14 protein-coding genes and 3 pseudogenes are annotated in these 18,988 nt (G+C 62.9%); 8 read left to right on the plus strand and 9 right to left on the minus strand.

Annotated elements, in window-relative coordinates:
• Positions 1 to 190: 190 nt before the first annotated feature.
• Positions 191 to 460 (minus strand): hypothetical protein, encoded by a 270-nt coding sequence (locus tag AB4Y42_RS41625; RefSeq protein ID WP_368692793.1) that lies wholly within the window; start codon positions 458 to 460, stop codon positions 191 to 193.
• 385 nt (positions 461 to 845) lie between these two features.
• On the opposite strand from AB4Y42_RS41625, the gene AB4Y42_RS41630 reads away from it, so the two are divergent.
• Entirely contained in the window at positions 846 to 1,061 is a 216-nt protein-coding gene (locus AB4Y42_RS41630; protein WP_368692792.1) for a hypothetical protein, read from the plus strand.
• A 591-nt stretch (positions 1,062 to 1,652) separates the two neighbouring features.
• Here the strand turns inward: AB4Y42_RS41630 and AB4Y42_RS41635 are convergent.
• Positions 1,653 to 3,089: a diguanylate cyclase gene (locus AB4Y42_RS41635; protein ID WP_368692800.1), complete on the minus strand. Its 1,437-nt coding sequence runs from the start codon at positions 3,087 to 3,089 to the stop codon at positions 1,653 to 1,655.
• 382 nt (positions 3,090 to 3,471) lie between these two features.
• Here AB4Y42_RS41635 and AB4Y42_RS41640 point away from each other — a divergent pair, with 382 nt between their 5' ends.
• Both AB4Y42_RS41640 and AB4Y42_RS41645 read left to right on the plus strand, forming a co-directional pair.
• Positions 3,472 to 3,828: a response regulator gene (locus AB4Y42_RS41640; protein ID WP_368692791.1), complete on the plus strand. Its 357-nt coding sequence runs from the start codon at positions 3,472 to 3,474 to the stop codon at positions 3,826 to 3,828.
• Positions 3,829 to 4,088: 260 nt separating this feature from the next.
• The gene (locus tag AB4Y42_RS41645) at positions 4,089 to 6,098 is read left to right on the plus strand and encodes an ATP-binding protein (RefSeq protein WP_368692790.1); all 2,010 of its coding nucleotides are present in this window, start codon (positions 4,089 to 4,091) and stop codon (positions 6,096 to 6,098) included.
• Positions 6,099 to 6,581: 483 nt separating this feature from the next.
• Here AB4Y42_RS41645 and AB4Y42_RS41650 read toward each other — a convergent pair whose 3' ends face one another.
• The 4 genes and pseudogenes from AB4Y42_RS41650 to istA (AB4Y42_RS41665) form a co-directional block, all read right to left on the minus strand.
• Positions 6,582 to 6,851 carry a hypothetical protein gene (locus AB4Y42_RS41650; RefSeq protein WP_368692789.1) on the minus strand — a complete coding sequence of 90 codons (270 nt, stop codon included), beginning with the start codon at positions 6,849 to 6,851 and terminating at the stop codon, positions 6,582 to 6,584.
• A 23-nt stretch (positions 6,852 to 6,874) separates the two neighbouring features.
• The gene (locus AB4Y42_RS41655) at positions 6,875 to 7,501 is read right to left on the minus strand and encodes an MgtC/SapB family protein (RefSeq protein WP_368692799.1); all 627 of its coding nucleotides are present in this window, start codon (positions 7,499 to 7,501) and stop codon (positions 6,875 to 6,877) included.
• Between the two features lie 1,524 nt (positions 7,502 to 9,025).
• Positions 9,026 to 10,156 (minus strand): annotated as a pseudogene (gene istA, locus AB4Y42_RS41660) (IS21 family transposase); the annotation flags it as partial.
• A gap of 220 nt (positions 10,157 to 10,376) precedes the next feature.
• A pseudogene (istA, locus tag AB4Y42_RS41665) lies at positions 10,377 to 11,102 on the minus strand (IS21 family transposase); the annotation flags it as partial.
• Here istA (AB4Y42_RS41665) and AB4Y42_RS41670 point away from each other — a divergent pair.
• Together AB4Y42_RS41670 and tnpC are read left to right on the plus strand one after the other, a co-directional pair.
• Positions 11,082 to 11,450: pseudogene (locus tag AB4Y42_RS41670) on the plus strand (Tn3 family transposase); the annotation flags it as partial. The pseudogenes istA (AB4Y42_RS41665) and AB4Y42_RS41670 overlap by 21 nt on opposite strands.
• 6 nt (positions 11,451 to 11,456) lie before the next feature.
• Positions 11,457 to 11,828, plus strand: coding sequence for a Tn3 family transposase post-transcriptional regulator TnpC (tnpC, locus tag AB4Y42_RS41675; protein ID WP_368692788.1), 372 nt, complete (start codon positions 11,457 to 11,459; stop codon positions 11,826 to 11,828).
• 66 nt (positions 11,829 to 11,894) lie between these two features.
• On the opposite strand, the gene AB4Y42_RS41680 is transcribed toward tnpC, so the two are convergent.
• Positions 11,895 to 12,872, minus strand: coding sequence for a site-specific integrase (locus AB4Y42_RS41680; RefSeq protein ID WP_368692787.1), 978 nt, complete (start codon positions 12,870 to 12,872; stop codon positions 11,895 to 11,897).
• Positions 12,873 to 12,952: 80 nt separating this feature from the next.
• Between AB4Y42_RS41680 and AB4Y42_RS41685 the strand changes: the two genes are divergently transcribed.
• Positions 12,953 to 15,421 (plus strand): DEAD/DEAH box helicase family protein, encoded by a 2,469-nt coding sequence (locus tag AB4Y42_RS41685; protein ID WP_368692786.1) that lies wholly within the window; start codon positions 12,953 to 12,955, stop codon positions 15,419 to 15,421.
• A 57-nt stretch (positions 15,422 to 15,478) separates the two neighbouring features.
• Here the strand turns inward: AB4Y42_RS41685 and AB4Y42_RS41690 are convergent, their stop codons facing one another.
• Both AB4Y42_RS41690 and AB4Y42_RS41695 read right to left on the minus strand, forming a co-directional pair.
• Positions 15,479 to 15,919 (minus strand): PIN domain nuclease, encoded by a 441-nt coding sequence (locus AB4Y42_RS41690; RefSeq protein WP_321889247.1) that lies wholly within the window; start codon positions 15,917 to 15,919, stop codon positions 15,479 to 15,481.
• Positions 15,880 to 16,074 (minus strand): type II toxin-antitoxin system VapB family antitoxin, encoded by a 195-nt coding sequence (locus AB4Y42_RS41695; protein ID WP_028215418.1) that lies wholly within the window; start codon positions 16,072 to 16,074, stop codon positions 15,880 to 15,882. The genes AB4Y42_RS41690 and AB4Y42_RS41695 overlap by 40 nt, the downstream gene beginning before the upstream one ends.
• A 287-nt stretch (positions 16,075 to 16,361) precedes the next feature.
• Here AB4Y42_RS41695 and AB4Y42_RS41700 point away from each other — a divergent pair, with 287 nt between their 5' ends.
• Together AB4Y42_RS41700 and AB4Y42_RS41705 are read left to right on the plus strand one after the other, a co-directional pair.
• Positions 16,362 to 17,354 (plus strand): DNA-binding protein, encoded by a 993-nt coding sequence (locus AB4Y42_RS41700; protein ID WP_368692785.1) that lies wholly within the window; start codon positions 16,362 to 16,364, stop codon positions 17,352 to 17,354.
• A gap of 173 nt (positions 17,355 to 17,527) precedes the next feature.
• Positions 17,528 to 18,733 carry a hypothetical protein gene (locus tag AB4Y42_RS41705; RefSeq protein WP_368692784.1) on the plus strand — a complete coding sequence of 402 codons (1,206 nt, stop codon included), beginning with the start codon at positions 17,528 to 17,530 and terminating at the stop codon, positions 18,731 to 18,733.
• Positions 18,734 to 18,988 lie beyond the last annotated feature (255 nt).

The raw sequence follows: 18,988 nt of genomic DNA on the forward strand, positions 1-18,988 counted from the left end.
TGACGATATCGCGGACCCGTTCTGAATCAACGCTCACCGGTGGCCGACATCGGCGGCCCATTCGGTGTTGAGCGATTTACTCGACCTTGCGCCGCCGTTTAGTGTCGGAATTACACAGCCGTCAACAACAGTCATTGGCTGCGTGACTGAGGCAACAATAAGCGTGACTGGCGCCGCATTCGAAATCATGTCAGGTGTCGTTTGCAGTTCCTCTATGCAGGGCAACACGCGTGCGGGGATCCGCAACCTCCGGCGCATGCATGTCGTCGGGAAAATCCAGCCAGAGCAGGCGCGTGGGGAAAAGCAGCGGCGAGAGGACGTAGCAGCCGCTTTCCTGCATCCCGGATGCGATTGCACACCACGCGTTCCAGGTTTGACCCAGTGCGTGAACGAAATGGCGATGCAGCCACTCCTGCGGGCGACTGAGGGCGGCAAATGGGCGGGCATGAAGGCCAGCCATTCAAGCAATCCAAAAGGCGGATAATTTCCCTGGCAGCGCGTGAGTGTCTGAAGCGCCGCTCCCAGGTCAGGCGCCATCCCAGCAGGGCAATCGATCGGGCAGAGGTATTGCCGTCGCACAGCAACAACCCGAATTCGGGCGAATAGCGAACGGACCCGTCCTCTGGCTGTACGGGCCGGATTGAACGCGCCAGACGGCACACACGATTTTTCTGGATCTTTCTATAAATGGCGCACAGCGTGACGCATGTGTGGTTGACGTGTGGCCAATCGGCTGCCCAGGCGCAGCGCGCCGGCTGCCGCACTGCCGGACGAGAGCCGCCCCCGCTTCGTGCACTGGCGCCAGGTACGGGATCGACGCTGGGCAACTCTGGCGGACTGCGAAGGTGTCGCTCCAGTTCGCCGATAAACGCGAGGCGACGGGGAATATCCGAGTACGCCTGGATTTCGTCGCCGGGAAGGTACTGTCCGGCCGCATCGCGGATACGCCTCCTGCCTGGGCCGAGCAGCTGTGCGTACCGGTAGAAGTAGTCGTGCCAAGCACGCAGGCGATCCAGCCCCGTAGCGTCGATACCGGTTTGCGCGTGCAGGCGACGAAGTGAGGCTGCGGCGAGCAGGGAGTGGCCGCAGGCCGGGCAGGCATACGGAGGGCGTACGAGCCCTGCGTGGAGGCGGTATGGGAGCGGTCGCCCACAACCCGTGCAGGCCTCGCACAGCACGCATCCGTGAATGGGGCAGCGCCCGAACGCGGTGAACTGAAAAATCGTTGCATGAAAGCCTGCCGAAGCACAGATCAGGCAGAATCGCAGCGACGGGCTCGCCGCGTCGAGCAACGCATCGCCGCTATTCGCAGTGCAAAACGAATTTTCAAGATCGTGCAGGCCGATATGCAAGGTGTCGGCCAGGTCGGTGAGCCTGAAGGCATCGGCCGCCCGGAGGTCAATACCCTCGCCCGTATTGATTGCTGGCAGGATTGCCAGGGCCTCGCCGAGTTGTGTCCAGTTCAGGCGGTTGAGCATCTGAAATCTTGCGAACCGCGACCACGCAGATCCGACCTCGTAGGTCCAGGCCGCTCGCGTCGTATACGTTCTCCTGTGAGCGGTGGAAACCCGGTTGTGCTCTTGCCAGGGCAACGGCAGTCAATACGGCCTTATGTCGGGCTGCCGGAGATCGCAAGTCCCTGCTGGTGCAGATCACGCCGCAGGTGCAGTGGACAGCGCAACCTTGTTTCGACCCGTCGCCTTCGCGTTGTACAGTGCTTCGTCGGCCGCGCGAATGACTGCGGTCACGTCTTCGTCCTTGTCTGGCATCCAGGCTGCCGCACCGATACTGGCAGTGACACGACCATACTCGCTGCCGGCATGTTCGATCGCGAGATCGCTGATCGCCGCGCGGATTTTTTCCCCGATCGACGCGGCGCCCTCCGGGTCGGTGTCTGGCAGCACGACCACGAATTCTTCGCCGCCATAGCGGGCAGCGCTATCCGTTGGCCGGCGAATGTTCTCGCCGATGCATCTGGCCACAGCGGCCAACGTATCGTCGCCTGCCTGATGCCCGTAGGTGTCGTTGTATGCCTTGAACCGGTCCACATCGACAAACAGCAGCGAGAACATGTTGCGCGTGCGTCTGGCGCGACGCCATTCCCTGTCCAGGATCTCGCCGAGCGTGCGGCGGTTGTTCAGTCCGGTCAGGCCATCCGTGCGGGCCAGCATAGCCAGTTCTGACTCCGCGCGCATCCGGCGGCGCAGTTGCGCGCCCAGCGCGCAGGAAAGACCGACGAAGCCAAGAGCGCAAGCCGCCATCAGCGAGCCGATGGTCAGTGCACGATGTCGCCACGCAGCGTAGATGTCGGAATGAGCATCGGCCACCATGATGATGAGCGGGAGATGCGGGAAGTTCCTGAAGTAATACAGCCGCTGCTCGCCATCAATCGTCGAGGTGTCGGAGAAGCTGCCTTCCGGTGCTGCGATGAACTGCCGGAACGTACTGGCATCCCGGATATTCCGGCCAATGACCTTACGGTCGTAGGGCTGTCGCATGATCATCGCGCCGTCCCGACCGATCAGCGCGACGGACCCGTGCGGGCCCAGCGACAGTCCGGCGAACAACTGGTGGAAATATTCGAGATCGACCGCGACCATGGCGACGCCCGCGAACGAACCGTCCGGCCGCGAAATCCGGCGACTGAGCGCGATGCTTGGCGAACCGCCACGAAGCCGGGACATATAGGGATCGCTGACGTAAAGGCCAGCCTTCGGGTTGTCCCGGTGCACCGTGAAGTATTGCCGGTCGGCGAAGTTGGCCTTGCGCGGCACGTCGCTCCCGGAATCGATCGCGATATTACCCGCAGCATCGAGTACCAGGATCGATCCTAGATAGGTGGCCGTTGCGGCGCGATCGAACAGCATTTCGTGCCGCAATCGCGGCACCGACTGCATGATCTCGGGATCGTTCACACCGTCGATTACCGCCTGCAGTGACAGGGTGTACAGCTCGAAATTGCGTTCGATGTCACGCTCAGCCATGACGGCCAGGTTGCGCGAAGTTTCCGATGTGCGCGCCATGGCGTCCAGCCGGCTCTGGTAGAGCGATGCGGCGCACAGGGCAGTCATAAAAAGGGCCGTTACCATCCCGGAAGCAATGACGATGGATGGCACCGATAGCCAGCGAGAGAGCCGTTGTGCCAATTGCAGGGAGCGTGAGCGTTTTTCGTTCTTTGGCATTGGTCTCCACAACGACCGCTGATCGATTCCGTCGTCAGCGATGCGGCCTCCAGAAAGTATTCAGCCTGTCGGTACGGCGCCTTCGCGCCACACGTATTTTATCTTCCGGGCGCGATAAGCTCCCCTTTGCCGGATAGAAACCGTCAACCATTCATCGCCAACAGCGAAACGAAAGACCTGTGCGCAGACACCAGGACTCCATTCTGGCTCACTGGCGGCGCCGCGTTTCCCTCAGCGACGGCTTGGGTACGCGCATTGCTGCCTATGCTCAGATTAATGGGGGAACGGATTGGCGACCGTACTTCTGGTGGACGACGACCCACGGTTGCTGGACGCATTGGCCGCGCTCGTCGAGTCCGACGGCTTTCATGCGATCAAGGCGCTCAACGGGGCGCAGGCGCTGCGCTGTGCCCGCGCAGAGCGGCCGGCCATCGTCGTGACCGACTACATGATGCCGGTGATGGACGGCGAAACGCTCATTCGCGCGCTGGCAAGGGATCCGGGACTTGCCGGCGTGCCGGTCGTGCTGAGCTCGGCGGTCGCCGCAGCGCCCGGCAGGCTGCCGGTCGCTGCGTTCCTGCGCAAGCCGTTCCCCGCAGCACGCCTTCTCGAATTGCTCCACCAGTACACTGCACCCGGCAGCTAACGGCTCGGTGTGCCACACAAGTTAGGGCTGCCGTCCTCCGGTGTATCCATTATCCCGTGCCCTTTGATGGTGTCTTGCGCGCACGCACGTTCCCGCGCGGAACGCGCGTGCGTTGAACTTCATGCTTTCCACATAATTTACGGGCGACCGCAGGGCCGGGCGTCTACCATTACACTGGCAACACTGGCGCTGCCTTACCGCCTGGAGCAATGTGCGCTGGACGCTGAAAACATCAAATAACCACACGAGAGCACCGCACCATGACTGATGGGAACCATCCTGTCGGCGCACGGCTAGCCGATTACCTGATGCAACGGCGGGCACAACTGACGCGGCGCTGGCTGCGGATGGTGAGCCAGCAGATGCATATCCGCCCGCTTACCCGCGAGGGAGTGGTCGGCCTGATGAACCAGCTTCCCCTCCTGTTCGATGAGCTGTGCGCGCTGCTAAGCCATAAACCCGCACCGGACGACGTTGTCATGCGTGCCCTTCACGGGGCGCGCCTCCACGCTGGTGAGCGCTGGCGCCAGGGCTTTGCGCTCGACGAACTCTATCTCGAACTCGATCTGCTGCAGCGGTGCGTTCAGGCGTTCGTGCGCGATTACTTCGCGCAAGCCCCAACCCGGGCTGGCCAGGCCGCCCTCCACGAAGCCGTCGAGCAGTTCTTCAGCGACACCATCCGCGGAGCCGTCAGGCAGTACCAGGCGCAGCTGGATCGGCGCGTTGACGAGGCGCTGGGCGAACGGGATCGTGCCTTTGCTGCGGAGCGCAGGAGCGAGGCACGCCTGCGCATCGCCGCCGAGGCAGCAGGTCTGGGAATCTTCGAATGGGATCCCGTAACCGACGCTGCTGTCTGGGAAAACGCGCGAATGTACGAGATCACCGGTCAGCCCGCAGCGAAAGGGCCGCTCGGGAAGGAAGAATTTGTTGCAACCGTTACCCGCGTTGAGGACGTTACGCGTCTGCGGGACATGCTCAAGACGGCGCAGGAATCGTCAGGAGAATTTCACGTCGTGGTCGGCATCCGGAAAATCCAGACGGGTGCTCACTGCATGGTCGAAATTTCGGCGCGGTTCATGAACGATGCGTCGGGGTCCAGACAGGTTCTCGTCGGGACGCTGGCCGACGTCACCGGTCGCGTCAGCGCCGAGCAGACACTCAGAGATGCGGACAGGCACAAGGACACATTTCTCGCGACGCTCGCCCATGAACTCCGGAATCCGCTCGCGCCCATTCTCAATGCCGCGCATCTGCTGAGCCGCCCGGAAACCGATCCCCGGCAGCTTCGCTGGATTCGGGATGTGATCGAGCGGCACGCAAGGCATATGGCCCACCTGATCGACGACCTGCTTGACCTGTCACGGATCTCTGCAGGAAAGCTCCGCCTGAGCGAGGAGACTTTCGACGTTCGAACCTGTATCGAGAGTGCGGTCGAGATCCACGCGCCGGCTGCGGCCGCACACCGGCACCAGCTGGAAGTCCTCGGCATTCAGGGGGCGCCGCTGTTCGTGCGGGGCGACCCGATCCGCATCACCCAGGTGCTTTCAAACCTGGTCGACAATGCCGTGAAGTACGCAGGCGATGGCGGCCACATCCGTGTCAGCGTAAGTAGCACGGCAGGCCGCGTCTCGATCGCCGTTGAGGATGACGGGATCGGCATGGAGCCGTCGCTCATTCCCTCGATGTTTGAAATGTTCGGACAGGCGCCTGATGGCGGCGCGGCGGCCAAGGCAGGACTGGGCATCGGGCTGTCCGTGGCGCGCTCGGTGATGGTCATGCACGGCGGAACGATTGACGCCACGAGTGAGGGGCCGGGACGCGGCAGTCGCTTTACGGTCAGCCTTCCCTTGTGCAATGAGCCGCCCGCCCGGTGCGAAAAAAGCGAACCGGCCGACGTTGAACCGGCATCGCCGCCTCGACGCGTGCTGATCGTCGACGATAACTCCGACGCCGCGCTCTCACTTGCGCAGGTCCTCGACAGTCACGATGTCCGCATCGCTACCACCGGCAGGCAGGCACTTGAGATTGTTTCCGCCGGTTTCCGCCCGGAGATCATCCTCCTTGATCTCGGGTTGCCGGACATGAGCGGCTACGACGTTGCGCGGCAGCTTGCGGAACGGGTATCCGTCGAACGCCCCATACTCGTGGCGCTTACAGGTTACGGCCAGCCGGAGGAGAGGGAGCGCACACGTCATGCAGGGTTCGCCCATCATCTGGTCAAGCCTGTGCCGGTAGAAGAAGTCCTGCGACTGGTCGCAGCCGGCGGATGAGGGCTTTCTTCACACATTTGACCGAAAAGACCCACGAGGCGACGGCGATGAAACGCAGGTACTTTGTATGTGCCAATGGGCATGAAGGCGAAGAGGTGACATCCGGGAACGACGAATTGCCTTCTTCGCAGAACGAACTGATCCGGACGACCGGGATCGTGGATAACGGGATCGATACGCGCGGGCAACTTCGCTATCGATGCAGGACAGGCGGCGAGCCCATGTCGGAAACGGGAACGTCATGAGCTTCGACATGAGCGATCGCGCGAGACGCGTGCCCAGGTGGGCGCCGCGTTCCCGGATCTGACGCCTGCTCACGTGCCCGACCACACGGTCAGTGACGTTGACCTGCAGTTGAACAGGAGTGACGCTGATAATGGCGGGCTCTCCGTGCTGGCCTTTTTCCATGTGCGGGTTCACCACGGTGACGCGCAGGCTGCATCGAGTGACCAGCGCGCGAGCCGCTCGCCTGACCATCCGCGCTCAATGACGGTCATGACAGAACAGGTCGTCGACGATCCTGCACGCCGCGCTGTATCCGCCCGCGAGCGCATCCGCCTCCGTAGCGAAGGGCCGGCCACCCGCTTCCCCAAAGCGCAAGGGGGAAAACACCGCGACGGTGTTGGCCTTCTGAAATATCCTGACGACGGCGACGTACCCTGGCCTTGCAGGCTCGAGGCCGCTCGGTCTGGTGATGTCGGGCTTGACGGCGATTTCGAGCCTGAGGCCTTCGTAGTCGTAGCTTTGTGTCACGACTGTCTCCCCGCCTTGTCGCCTTATTTCTCGCGTCGACACTCGCGCACACCCGACATGGCTTCCAGCCGCGCGGAGATCGCCGAATATTCGGTCGCGCTCATGCGCGACAGTGCGATCTGCACATCGTCGAGATCGGCGTCATCTGCCTGGTGAACGCTATCCAGCGAGACACTACCGTGCTCGGCCAGCAACTGTATGCTGCGCTGCTGGCGCACGGAAATAAAGCACCGCTCCAGAGGCTTTACGCCCACCAGGATGATCATGATGATGGCCGTGGCTCCGATCGCGGCCGTGTACATGCCACCAACCACTGCCAGCCCGATGCCCGCGACAGACCAGAGACTCGCCGCTGTCGTCAGACCGCGCACTACCTCACCACGCAGAGGTATCGACCCCGCGCCAAGAAAGCCAATACCGGAAACCACCTGGGCGGCGACCCGGGACGGATCGAGCACGACGTTCTTCTCGCCCAGCACGTCGGCAAAACCGAACGCCGAGACCAGCATCATCAGTGCGGCCCCGACGCAGACGAGCATGTGTGTGCGCAGACCGGCCGCCCAGTTCAGCCGCTCGCGCTCGAAGCCGATCACGCTGCCGAGCAGCGCAGCCATCAGCAGGCGAGACAGAAGCTCAAAATTGCCAATCATTTTTTCGACCCAGCAGGAGTTCACGAAGCCGGCACCACCGGTCAATGAACGGATTGTGACACTGGCGTGACAATGGTGTCGACAGCAGGATAAGCGCTACGCCGCTTACCGCGGGGCCAGTGCGATCGCGCACAGGAACAGTGTTCATCCAGACCTGTCAGGGTCCACCGGACGCCTGCGACGCGGGACGACATGCCCCGCCCAAACGCGCGAGGCCCAGGGCATCCCTGTCGTCGGGGTAGTCCGTCCAGAGCAGGCGCGTGGGGAAAAGCAGTGGAGAGATGACGTAGCCGCCACCTTCCTGCATGCCGGATGCGATTGCGCGCCATGCTCGCCAGGTTTCATCCAGTGCATGAATAAAATGGCGAAGCAGCCAGTCCTCCCGGTCACGTGCCCTGGGTGGTGGCAAATGCGCAGGCATGAACGCCAGCCACTCAAGCAGCCCGAAAGGCGGATACTCTGCCTGACAGCGCATGAGCGTCTGGATGCTGAAGCGCTGCTCCCAGGACAGGCGCCAACCCAGCAGGGCGATCGACCGTGCCGGCACTGTACCGTCGAATAGCAGCAGCCTGCGGTCAGGCAGATGATGTGCGGAAGCGATTCCCGGCCGGACGGGGCGGATGAAACGTGCCAGGCGGCGGCTGCGGCTTCTGCGTATCCGCCTGTATGCAGCATGATGCATATGCGGTCAACATGTGGCCATCTGGCCGCCCACGCGCAGCGTGACGGCCGAAACGCCGACGCGCGCGGGCCGCCCCTGGCTCGCAGGGTAGTGTCAGGCACGGGAGATACGCGGGGCATGAGCGGCGGCAGCGAAAGAACTTGCTGCAGCTCGCCGATAAACGCGAGGCGATGGGGAATGCTCGAATGCGACTGGATTTCGTCGCTGGGGAGATACTGCCCTGCGGCGTCGCGCCTATACCGCCTTCCGGGGCTGAGCAGTTGCGCATAGCGGATGAAGTAATGATGCCATGCACGAAGGCGATCCAGCCCCGCTGTGTCGATCCCTGTCTTCGCGTGCAGGCGACGAAGCGACATGGCGGCGAGCAGGGAGAGGCCACAGGAGTGGCAGGCGTATGGCCGGCGCACGAACCCCGTCTGGAGGCGGTACGAGAGTGGTTGACCACAGCCGGTGCAGGTGTCTCGCAGCGGACATCCGTGAATGGGGCAACACCTGAACGCCGTGAACTGGAAGAGTGTTGCATGAAAGCCTGCCGAAGCGCAGATCTGGCAGAAGCGAAGGGACCGGCTCGCCGCGTCGAGCAGCGCATCGAAGCGATTCGCAGTACAGAATGAATTCTCAAGATCGTGCCGGGCAATCTGCAGGGTATCGGCCAGCCTGACGAGATCGAAGGCATCTGCCGCCCGGAGGTCAATACCGTCGCTCGTGCTGATTGCTGGCCGGATTGCGAGGGCTTCGCCGAGTTGTGCCCAGTTCAGGCGGTTGAGCAACTGGAATTTTGCGAATCGCGACCACGCGGACTCGACCTCGAAGGTCCACGCCGCACGCGTCGTATACGTTCTCCGGTGGCCGCGCAGGAAGATCTCGACAGTCGTCTTCGTATGGCGCACGTCGACCTGTTCGCGGGCGTGACAGTACGAGACGGAGTAAAAGTGCTCGTCAAGCTCGACATGGTAATCAATGCCGACGCGGGCAACCTTCCACTGCGCGTACTGGTAAGGCCTTTCTGGCAGCGGGCGAAGTGCCGGGCGATCAAGCTCCTCGAAGGCACTGCGGCGGCAGCCGGGCAGCTTCTTGAACGGCCTGTTGTTCAGGTCGACGAGCAGTGCCGCGATAGCGCGATTGGCTTCGTCGAGGCTGAACAGCCGCTGATTGCGCAGCCGCGCCAGAATCCAGCGCTGCGCCAGGAGTACCGACTGCTCGACCTTCGCCTTGTCGCGGGGCCGACGTTTGCGGGCCGGGATGATCGCCATGGAGTAATGGGCGCCCATCTCGCCATAGGTGCGGTTGAGAACCGGATCGTAGAAGTCGGCCTTATGCACGCCAGACTTCAGGTTGTCGGGGACCAGGATCTCGACACAGCCGCCGATGAAGTTGAATGCGCGCACATGCGAGCCGATCCAGTCTTCGAGCTGCTGGGTCCAGGTGGCTTCGGCATACGTGTAGTTGGACGCACCGAGCGTCGCGACGAACAACTCCGCCTCGCGGATTTCGCCAGTGTGCGGATCAACGATCCCCAGTCTGTTGCCCGAGTAGTCGATGAACAGCTTCTCGCCGGGCGTATGTGTCTGGCGCAGCGTGACCGGCAGGGCTGCCGCCCATCGCTCGTAATGCTTGCAGAACCAGCTATAGCCGTAGCCTTCGGGTTCCTGGCCCCTGTACTCGTTCCAGAGCAGGTCGAGCGTTACGCCTTTCCTGCCGAGCTCACGGTGCACCAACGGCCAGTTGGGCATCGGGCGTGTACGGCTTAACGACGGTGGCGGCGGAAACAGCAGCGCCTCAAGCGCCGCCTCGTCCAACGCGATCGCCTTCTCGAAGTCCAGTTGCGCGCGCCGGGCACGATCCAGGTAGTCCCAGACCGTTGCGCTCGACAAGCCAATCGTCGTCGCGATCTCGCGCTGGCTGCGCTCGCACACAAAGCGCAGGCGCAGCACTTCCTTGATTTGACGCATGGATAACCTTTTATTCGACATTCGCACGCCCGACAAAATCGTCGAGAGTGCCATGGTTATCCCGCGTCGCCGTCCCTCCAGCTTACTGCTCGGTTACGCGTGGAATTCGCGCTCGGGCAGTCGTGGAATCCCTGCTCGGTTTGCCGTGGAATCGGCGCTCGCTTTGCTGTGGAATCCGTGCTCGGCTTGCCGTGGAATCCGTGCTCGGCTTGCCGTGGAATCAGCGTTCGGTTTGGCGTGGAATACGCACGCGGCCCGGATAGAGCCGCGTGCTGAGCATCTGGCCCGCATATTCGCATGGTACCGAGTAGCGGTTGCGTCCGACCACCACCTGGCACGTCGACGACACCCGGGCCGCGCGTTCAACGTAACCGTCAAACGGTGTCGGCATCGGCATCAGATGGGCGCGCTCCTGCTCGAAGACGTCGGCAATGCCCAGCTCCCGATAGTCCGGATGCTTCACCTGCTCCCACAACGACCGGCAGCGGCTCGCCAGCCATGCATTCAGATCGGCGAAACTGCCGAATCGCCGCTCGCGCGCTTCAATCCAGATACGCCGGCGGCTGTCCTGCACGTTCTTCTCGACGACGCCTTTCTCCCAGCCGCTGGCCACGTTGCAGAAGTCGGCGTCAAACAGGTAGTGCGCGCACATCACCGCAAAGCGCGAATTGACGGTGCGGCCCTTGCCTTTGTGGACCTTGTCGACCGCCGTCTTCATATTGTCGTAGATGCCACGGCGGGCCACCCCGCCGAAGGCCGTGAACGAGCGCGTATGCGCATCGAACAGCATCTCGTGACCCTGGCTCGGGTAGGCCACGAGCCAGAACGCCCGCGACGCGCACAGCTTCATGTGGGAAACCTGCAGCTTGCGGTAAATGCCGCCGACAACCAGTCCTTCCTCGGACCAGTCAAACTGAAACGCTTCGCCCAGCTCGAATCGCAACGGCGTCAGAACGTGACTGCGAGCACCAACAAGATAGAGTCGTACAACGGCTTTGCGAAATGGCTGTCGTTCGGCGGCGATGTGATCGCGGAGAATGAGCCGGAAGAGCAGCAAAAACGGCTACGCTACAATGACCTCATCGCATCGGCCGTGATCCTGCAGAACACGGTGGACATGATGCGGGCCCTGCGCGACATGGTGGCCGAGGGCGAGAAGGTCCGCAACGAGGACATTGAATTCGTGAGCCCATATGCGACGCACAACATTCGCCGCTTCGGGCGCTACCGGCTGCATCTGGAACGTCCGCCCGAAAGCTGGATCAACGATGCCCTGTTTGGCCGGGCGGCCCGGCCTCACGACGAAATGAGGTAACGCTGGATGAGTGCGAGAGCCGCGGTGACCACCACCCCGTACGGTGAAGTTGATGCCGCCGCACTGGAGGGATTGCAGTCGCGCTATGACACGACGCGGGTGCTCGATGCGGTCGATACGCTCGACGAACTGCGCACAGGCCTTAACGATCCGGAAGGCCTGCGGGACGATCTGTTGCGCCTGCATGGCATCGTGCATGCACTCGTCAACGGCGCGAACTTCGCGGCAACAACCCGGGACGTGTCGATTGTCGAGCAGATCGAGGACGTGCTTGACCAGATCGATCACTATGTCGCCGGACTTTTATCGATCCGTGATGTGCTGCGCCCACTCGAAGCGCTCCGCCATGAAGATCTGGCAGACCCGGATCGCGATTGAGCGTGCAGCGAATCTCCCCCGGTACGCATCCGTCACGGGATGTGGAGTAACGCCTCGATCCAGCGGTTATGGCGCAGGCAATGCGATGACCGGTAGCTCCTGCACGGCCATGCCTGGTGTTGCGAGTGCCGATTCGATGCGGTGTTGCGCGAACGGATCGGCGGCGTCGATGTAGCGCATCGCAGAGCGCACGTCTTTCCAGCCAACGTACTGCATCAGCATCTTCAGATCCCAGCCGTTCGAGTTGGCCCACGTTGCGAAGCCCCGCCGTAGCGAATGGCTGCTGTAGCTGTCCGGCGCGGCCAGGCCTGCTGCATGGAAAAGCGCACGCAACAGCGGCACGAAGCTGCCCGCATGCAGTCCCTCGTCGCTGATGTTTCCCCAGCGGTCTATGCTCCTGAACACGGGCCCTTCCGTCAGGCCGGACGCCGCAATCCACGCCTCGCAGGCCGTCACCGGACACAGGCGTGAAAGCGCCGGGGCCTTGAAGGTCGTGCCCTGCTGCGCGCGGTCGCCTTTCGTGCGCGGCAGGTACAACGTCATGCCGCGGCCCGCCTCAACGGCTATGTGCTCGATTCGCAGCCGGCTGAGTTCGTCCGAGCGAAAGCCGCGCCAGAAACCCAGCAGCACCAGCGCCCGGTTGCGAATGCACGCGAGGCGCTCGCGCCCGTCGGCTTCCCTGGCGATCTGCTGATCGAGCCAGGCCGTGAGCTTTTCGAGCTGCGCGAGCTGCATGGGTTTCGCCCGCTTCTCGGTTGCGGGATGTAGCGCGACGATGCCTCTGAGGACCTTGCGTACATGCGGCGCCTTCGTCGGATCCGGAAAACCCTGCGTCTGATGCCATTGCGCGAGCGCTGCAAGCCGCGAGCGCAGGGTATTGACCGACAGGGTTTCTGCATGATCGGCAAGGTACCGCGCAATCATGTCAGCGCTCGCGGGCAGAAAGCCGCCCCATTCAACCTCGAAATGCCGGAGCGCCGACTGGTAACTGCGCCGGGTGTTTTCGCGCGTCGCGGCTTGGACGTAGCGATCGATGGCAGACATGGCTCGTGGGTAAAATCAGGTGATCTGTATCGGAGACGATGATATGCAACAACGAACGTGTGCGCCAGCCGGCGTGCTCGATGGAAGCCAGGGTTTCGGCCGGTGAAGCGATGAACGAAGGCAAGCTGCTACAGGCAGACTGGGAAAATTTCACACGCGAGGAACTGCTCGCGGAGCTCACCCGCCTGCAGGCCGAAATCGCGCGGCTCACCGCCTTGCTGCCGGCAACGCTGCAGGCACAGGCAAAGCCCGTGCGGGTGGCCCGGAACGAACCATCGCCAGCAGTGCGAAATACGGGCGCCCGCGTACTTTCGCCCGAGCAGAAGGTACAGCTCTTCCGGCGGCTGTTTCGCGGCCGCACGGATGTCTATCCGCTACGCTGGGAAAGCCGCAATTCCGGAAAATCCGGCTACGCGCCGGCGTGCGCCAACGAATGGCGCGCCGGAATCTGCGAAAAGCCCCGCATCCGGTGCGCCGACTGCGGGCATCGTGTACTGCTGACGCTGGACGACCAGGTCGTCTATACGCACCTGGCCGGCGATCGCACAGTGGGCCTCTATCCACTGATGCCGGACGGCACCTGCTACCTGCTCGCTGTCGACTTCGACGAGGAAGGCTGGCGTGAAGATGCACAGGCATTCCGGCAATCCTGCCTCGAGATGGATGTGCCCGTATCGCTCGAAATCTCGCGTTCAGGCAACGGCGCTCACGCGTGGATCTTCTTCTCGTCGGCCGTTGCTGCACGTGACGCGCGACGGATGGGCTCAGCCATCATCAGCCACACCTGTACCCGGACCCGTCAGCTCGAACTGACGTCCTATGACCGGCTCTTCCCGAACCAGGATGTGCTGCCCAAAGGCGGCTTCGGTAACCTCATTGCCCTGCCGCTGCAGAAGCACCCGCGCGAGCATGGTTGGAGCGTGTTTGTCGATGACGGCTTTCAGCCGTACGCTGATCAGTGGTCGTATCTCGCGTCCGTGCAAACCATGGACAGCCGCGACATCGAGGGGGTGATCTTTCGCGCCACGGGCGGTGCGCACCCGCTCGACGTCGCGTTCATCGCCGAGGAGGACCAGGCCGAACCGTGGAAGCCAGCGCCCGCGCAGCCGAAGCGGCTGGCCGGAACGATGCCGGCGTCGCTCACACTGACGCTCGCGAACCAGCTTTATCTTGAAAAGGCGCAGCTTCCGCAGGCACTGCTCAACCGGCTCATCCGGCTGGCCGCCTTCCAGAATCCGGAGTTCTACCGGGCCCAGGCGCGCGGCTTCAGCGTATGGGACAAGCCACGCATCATTGGGCGCGCCGAGAACTGCCCGCGCCACATTGCATTGCCGCGCGGATGCCTTGACGACGTCATGACGCTACTGCGCGATAACGACATCGCCTGCGACGTCCGCGACGAGCGCTGCACCGGCGAGCCGCTTGCAGTTCCGTTTGCCGGCACGTTGCGCGATGACCAGCAGGCGGCCGTTACCGACCTGCTGCGACACGACACCGGCATCCTGCATGCGCCGACGGCGTTCGGCAAGACCGTGACGGCGGCCGCGATGATCGCGCAGCGTGGCGTCAACACGCTCGTGCTTGTGCACCGCCGGGAGCTGCTTGACCAGTGGCGTGAACGCCTGCAGTCGTTTCTCGCACTCGACGCGCGCGCGATCGGCACGATTGGCGGCGGCAAGTCGAAAGCGACCGGCCGGATCGACGTCGCGATGCTGCAGTCGGTGGCGCCCGATGGTGCCCGCGGCGAGCTGTTGCGGCGTTACGGCCATGTCATTGTCGACGAATGTCACCACGTCTCGGCGGATTCCTTCGAGGCGGTGCTCAAGGCCGTCCATGCCCGTTACGTGCTGGGTCTGACTGCCACGCCCGTGCGGCGCGACAGCCAGCAACCGGTGATGTTCATGCTGTGCGGGCCGATCCGGCATGCGGCGAAATCCCCGGCCAGCGCGCCCCAGATGCTCGAGGTATTCCCGCACAGGCTCACCGCCGCAGTGGACGTCGCGGCCGACGCGCCAATCCAGGCGGTGTTCGCTCAGCTCGCGCAGGACACCCCGCGCACGCAGATGATCGCGGCGGCTGTACGTGAACAGTACGGGCAGGCGCGGAACGTGCTGGTACTCACCGAGCGGACGGACCATCTCGAAAGCCTCCAGCAGATGCTGCAAGACACGGTGCAGTCGCTGTTCGTGCTTCACGGACGGCTCGGCAGAAAAGCGCGCGCCACCCAGTTGGCGGCCCTTGACGCGCTGGCCGGGGATACGCCCCGCGTGGTGCTGGCGACTGGCAGGCTCGTAGGCGAAGGCTTCGACCACCCGGCACTGGACACGCTGGTACTGGCTATGCCGGTTGCGTGGAGGGGCACGCTGCAGCAATACGCTGGTCGGCTGCACCGCGAGCATGCGGGCAAGACCGGCGTACGGGTGATCGATTATGTGGATGGCGGCCACCCGGTGCTGCAGCGCATGTGGGAGAAACGCCAGCGCGGCTACCGGGCAATGGGCTATCAGGTCCGCACGCCCGGAGAAGATCTCCAGCTGCAGCTGGCCTGAAACCGGTGGTGAATTCGTATTCCGTTTCGTTTCTTGCTGTTTGCTGTCACCGGCACGTTAGTCGTCGCGCATTGCAGACTGAAGACCGAGGTGCTCGACGAACGGATCGAAATCCCGGTCGCTGAAGAGCAGCGGCGCACCGTTTTCAATGCACCACGTCGCGATCAGCGTATCGATGGTTTTGCGGATCGTTACGCCCTGCGCTCGCAAGATGCGGTAATTCCGGGCCGCCTGAATGGCGTTATCCGGACCCACCAGCGAGACGACATCGAATCGCGTCGTCATCAGCTGCCGGGCAGTATTGAACGCCGACTCGGCGGCAAATCCCTGTAGCACCTCGGCGACGATCAGGTCGCCGGTGACCAGCACCTCCCGGCCCAGCAGGGCATCCAGTCGGCTGGCTTGGGGTGAAGCCAGCCCCCGGAAGTAGTCGATCCACACGCTTGAATCGACGAGTATCACTGGTCGCGCCTCATGGCATCCAGGTCGCCTTCCCACGGTAATTTGCCGCGGAACTGGCGAATCTGCTCCTGCTGCTTGAGCCGAATGATCGTTTTCAGGCCGAGCTCGACCGCTTCACGTTTGGTCCGGATGCCCGTTGCGGCAAGCGCTTCGGCCATCAACCGGTCGTCGATCTCGATATTGGTACGCATGGCGCGCCTCGTAAATGTGTATAAAACAATTGAATTATACACATCAAACGCTTGTGGTCCACGCTCCGGGTTGCGACATCCCGATTCGACCAGCAATCCCCCGGAGATCATCAATTTCCATATTTCGTACCGTTGTCCGGCGGAACAAGCCGGATTCGGACCATCACACTGAATAATCCGCCTTTATCGCAGGCCAGCCACACCCACATCCGGCCGCCCTTGACCGCGTGCAGTGATACGTATATACATGGTACGTAATACAGTACGATATTCGAGCGAGGAAGCAGATGGCCCGCACCGGTCTTACGCGCATGGACGTTAAGCGCGCCCGCGACGCGTTGCTCGCACAGGGGCAGCACACATCGATCGACGCGATACGTATCGCGCTCGGCAACACGGGCTCGAAAACCACGATCCACCGGTACCTGAAGGAACTGGAGGAAGATGAGGGCGCGTCACTGACACGCGCCGGGTCGCTCTCGGACGCGATCCAGGATCTGGTAGCCCGGCTCGCAGCCCGCCTGCACGAGGAAGCACAAGCCCTCGTCGACCAGCAGGCCGCCGCTGCGGCCGCGCAACAGCAGCAGGCGCAGTCCGAAATCGCAAGGCTCGGCGCTGAGCTGGCCACGGTGCGGGAGCAACTCACTGGCGCGACCGCCGCCCTTTGCGCGGAGCAGGAGGCGCACGCCGGGACTCGCGTGGCGTTGCATCAGCGCGACCTGGACGTCGAGCGGCTCACCCAGCAGGTTGGCGACCAGACCGAGCGCCTTGCCGAGCAGGAAGGCTTCCGCCTGTCGCTTGAGGCCAAGCTCGTGCATGCGCGCGATGCCCTTGAGCACTTCCGTACGGCCGCGCGCGAGCAGCGCGAACAGGAAGCGCACCGACATGAGCAGCAGGTCCAGCAGGTGCAGGCTGAGCTACGCCAGGCGAACCAGACGGCCATCGTCCGGCAGAACGAGATCACACAGCTGAACCGGGACAACGCGCGGCTCGTCGCAGAAGCGACGGCCACGACCCGGCTCGCACGCGATCAGCAGGCACATGGCGAGGCGCTGCAGTCCGCCCTCAATCGTGCGCTCACCGATCGGGCGCGCGCCGAGGCCGAGCGCGACGCAGCGCAGTCGGCAGCCGATGCGCGGGCAGCCGAGCTGCTCCAGGTACGCGAGGCTCGCGACTCGCTCCGCGCGGACCTCACGAAGCTGGCCGCGCAGCTCGAAGCACAGCAGCAGCTCCTGGTGGACTACCGGATGCGGTTGGGCGGCGCGGACGCGGCTGGCTGAAAGCGCCGCATCGCGTGCCGAAAGGAAGTCAGAATGGCAACGCGCACGCCTTTCGGCGCTTGCCATGAAGCATTCCGGCTTTCGCGTCGGCCCGGAGTTTCATGGCTCCGGCGGGTTGCGCACCAGCACATTCACCTTCTTCTCTTCCATGCGCTTCGCGACGGGAATCTGGCATGAGCGAATACCAATACTACGAGTTTGCATGCGTCGACCAGCTGCTTACGGCGACCCAGCAGGCAGAGTTGCGCACTTTCTCCACGCGGGCCACGATCACCGCCTCAAGCTTCGTCAACGAATATCACTGGGGAAACCTCAAGGGCGACCCGCTCGAGTGGGTACAGCAATATTTCGATGCCCACGTCTACTCCTCCAACTGGGGGAGCTGCCGCCTGCTTCTTCGCCTGCCGCACGGGACGTTTGACGCGGCGACCATCCGCGATTACGTCAAGACTGGACGAAAGAGGCGCTCCCGTTTCGAGAAGGCATTCGAGGCCATGGACGTCGATGACTGGTGCCTCCTCGACTGGTCGTTCAACGATGACTCGGGCGAACACGCCCGCTTCTCGGAGGAGATGGATGGTGCGGGGTGGATGACGCGCCTGCTGCCTGTACGCGACGAGCTGCTCGGCGGCGATGCTCGCCCGCTTTATCTTGGGTGGCTTGCCCGCCTCGGGAATGATGAGCTACACGATGATGAAATCGAACCGCCGGTGCCTGCGGGATTACAGGCGTTGACGCCCGCACAGGTAGCACTGGCCGAGTTTCTGATGCTGGATGCGGATTGGCTCGCCGCCGCAGCCGAGGCCAGCCCGTCACTATTGGCCCCAGAATCCAGTGGGAGCGAAGACAGTCGCTTTGATCCCTGGTTACGTAAGTTGCCGGTTGAGGAAATGCGGGCGAAACTGCGCATGCTGCTACAGGGGCGCAGCCGTGAAGCGGAGCGAACCCTTCGAAACGCTTTTCTCAAATGGGAGAAGGGTAGGAATGCAAAGCAATTGAATTTGCCCAGGCGCCGTCGAATATCCGAAATCGAATCAAGGGTTGCCTCTCATCGTGCCATCCGTGAAAAAAAGGAGCAGGAAGCACGCCAGGCGGCCGCGGTCCGTCGTCGTGAGGAGCGCACACGGTACCTCACATCACTTCTCGAGCAGGAAGACACGGCGTGGTCAAGCATCGATGCACAACTGCGACGCACAACGGGCAGCGCCTACGATCAGGCATTCCAGAAGTTGCAGGATCTCGCCGAAGCGTATGAAAACGCCAGGCGGGATGCCGTATTCCGGCGTCGTCTGGCGCAATTGATGTCGAGTCATGGCAAGCGGGGAGCCTGGCTTGCCCGGTTGCAAAAAGCGGGATATTTGTGGCAACCCAAGTCTTAGCCTCCCTGGCCCGCTGAATCATTTCCGCAAATCTCGGATGAACTCTGAGCCCAGTTGGCCCAGCATATATGCCAATTTTTGGCGACTTGACCAAGTCATAATAACTTGAACGCCTATGATAGGAAATTGTGCTTTTAGGCACAGTTCCCGATTACGCTCAGCTCGACGGCTGGCGACCGAGGACTATGGGTCGCCGGCAACGGAACTGTAGATAATCAGAGCTGCTGAAGGAAGGCGAGCACGCTATCGGAAGGC

This window comes from Paraburkholderia sp. EG286B (assembly GCF_040965655.1).
Classification (GTDB): domain Bacteria; phylum Pseudomonadota; class Gammaproteobacteria; order Burkholderiales; family Burkholderiaceae; genus Paraburkholderia.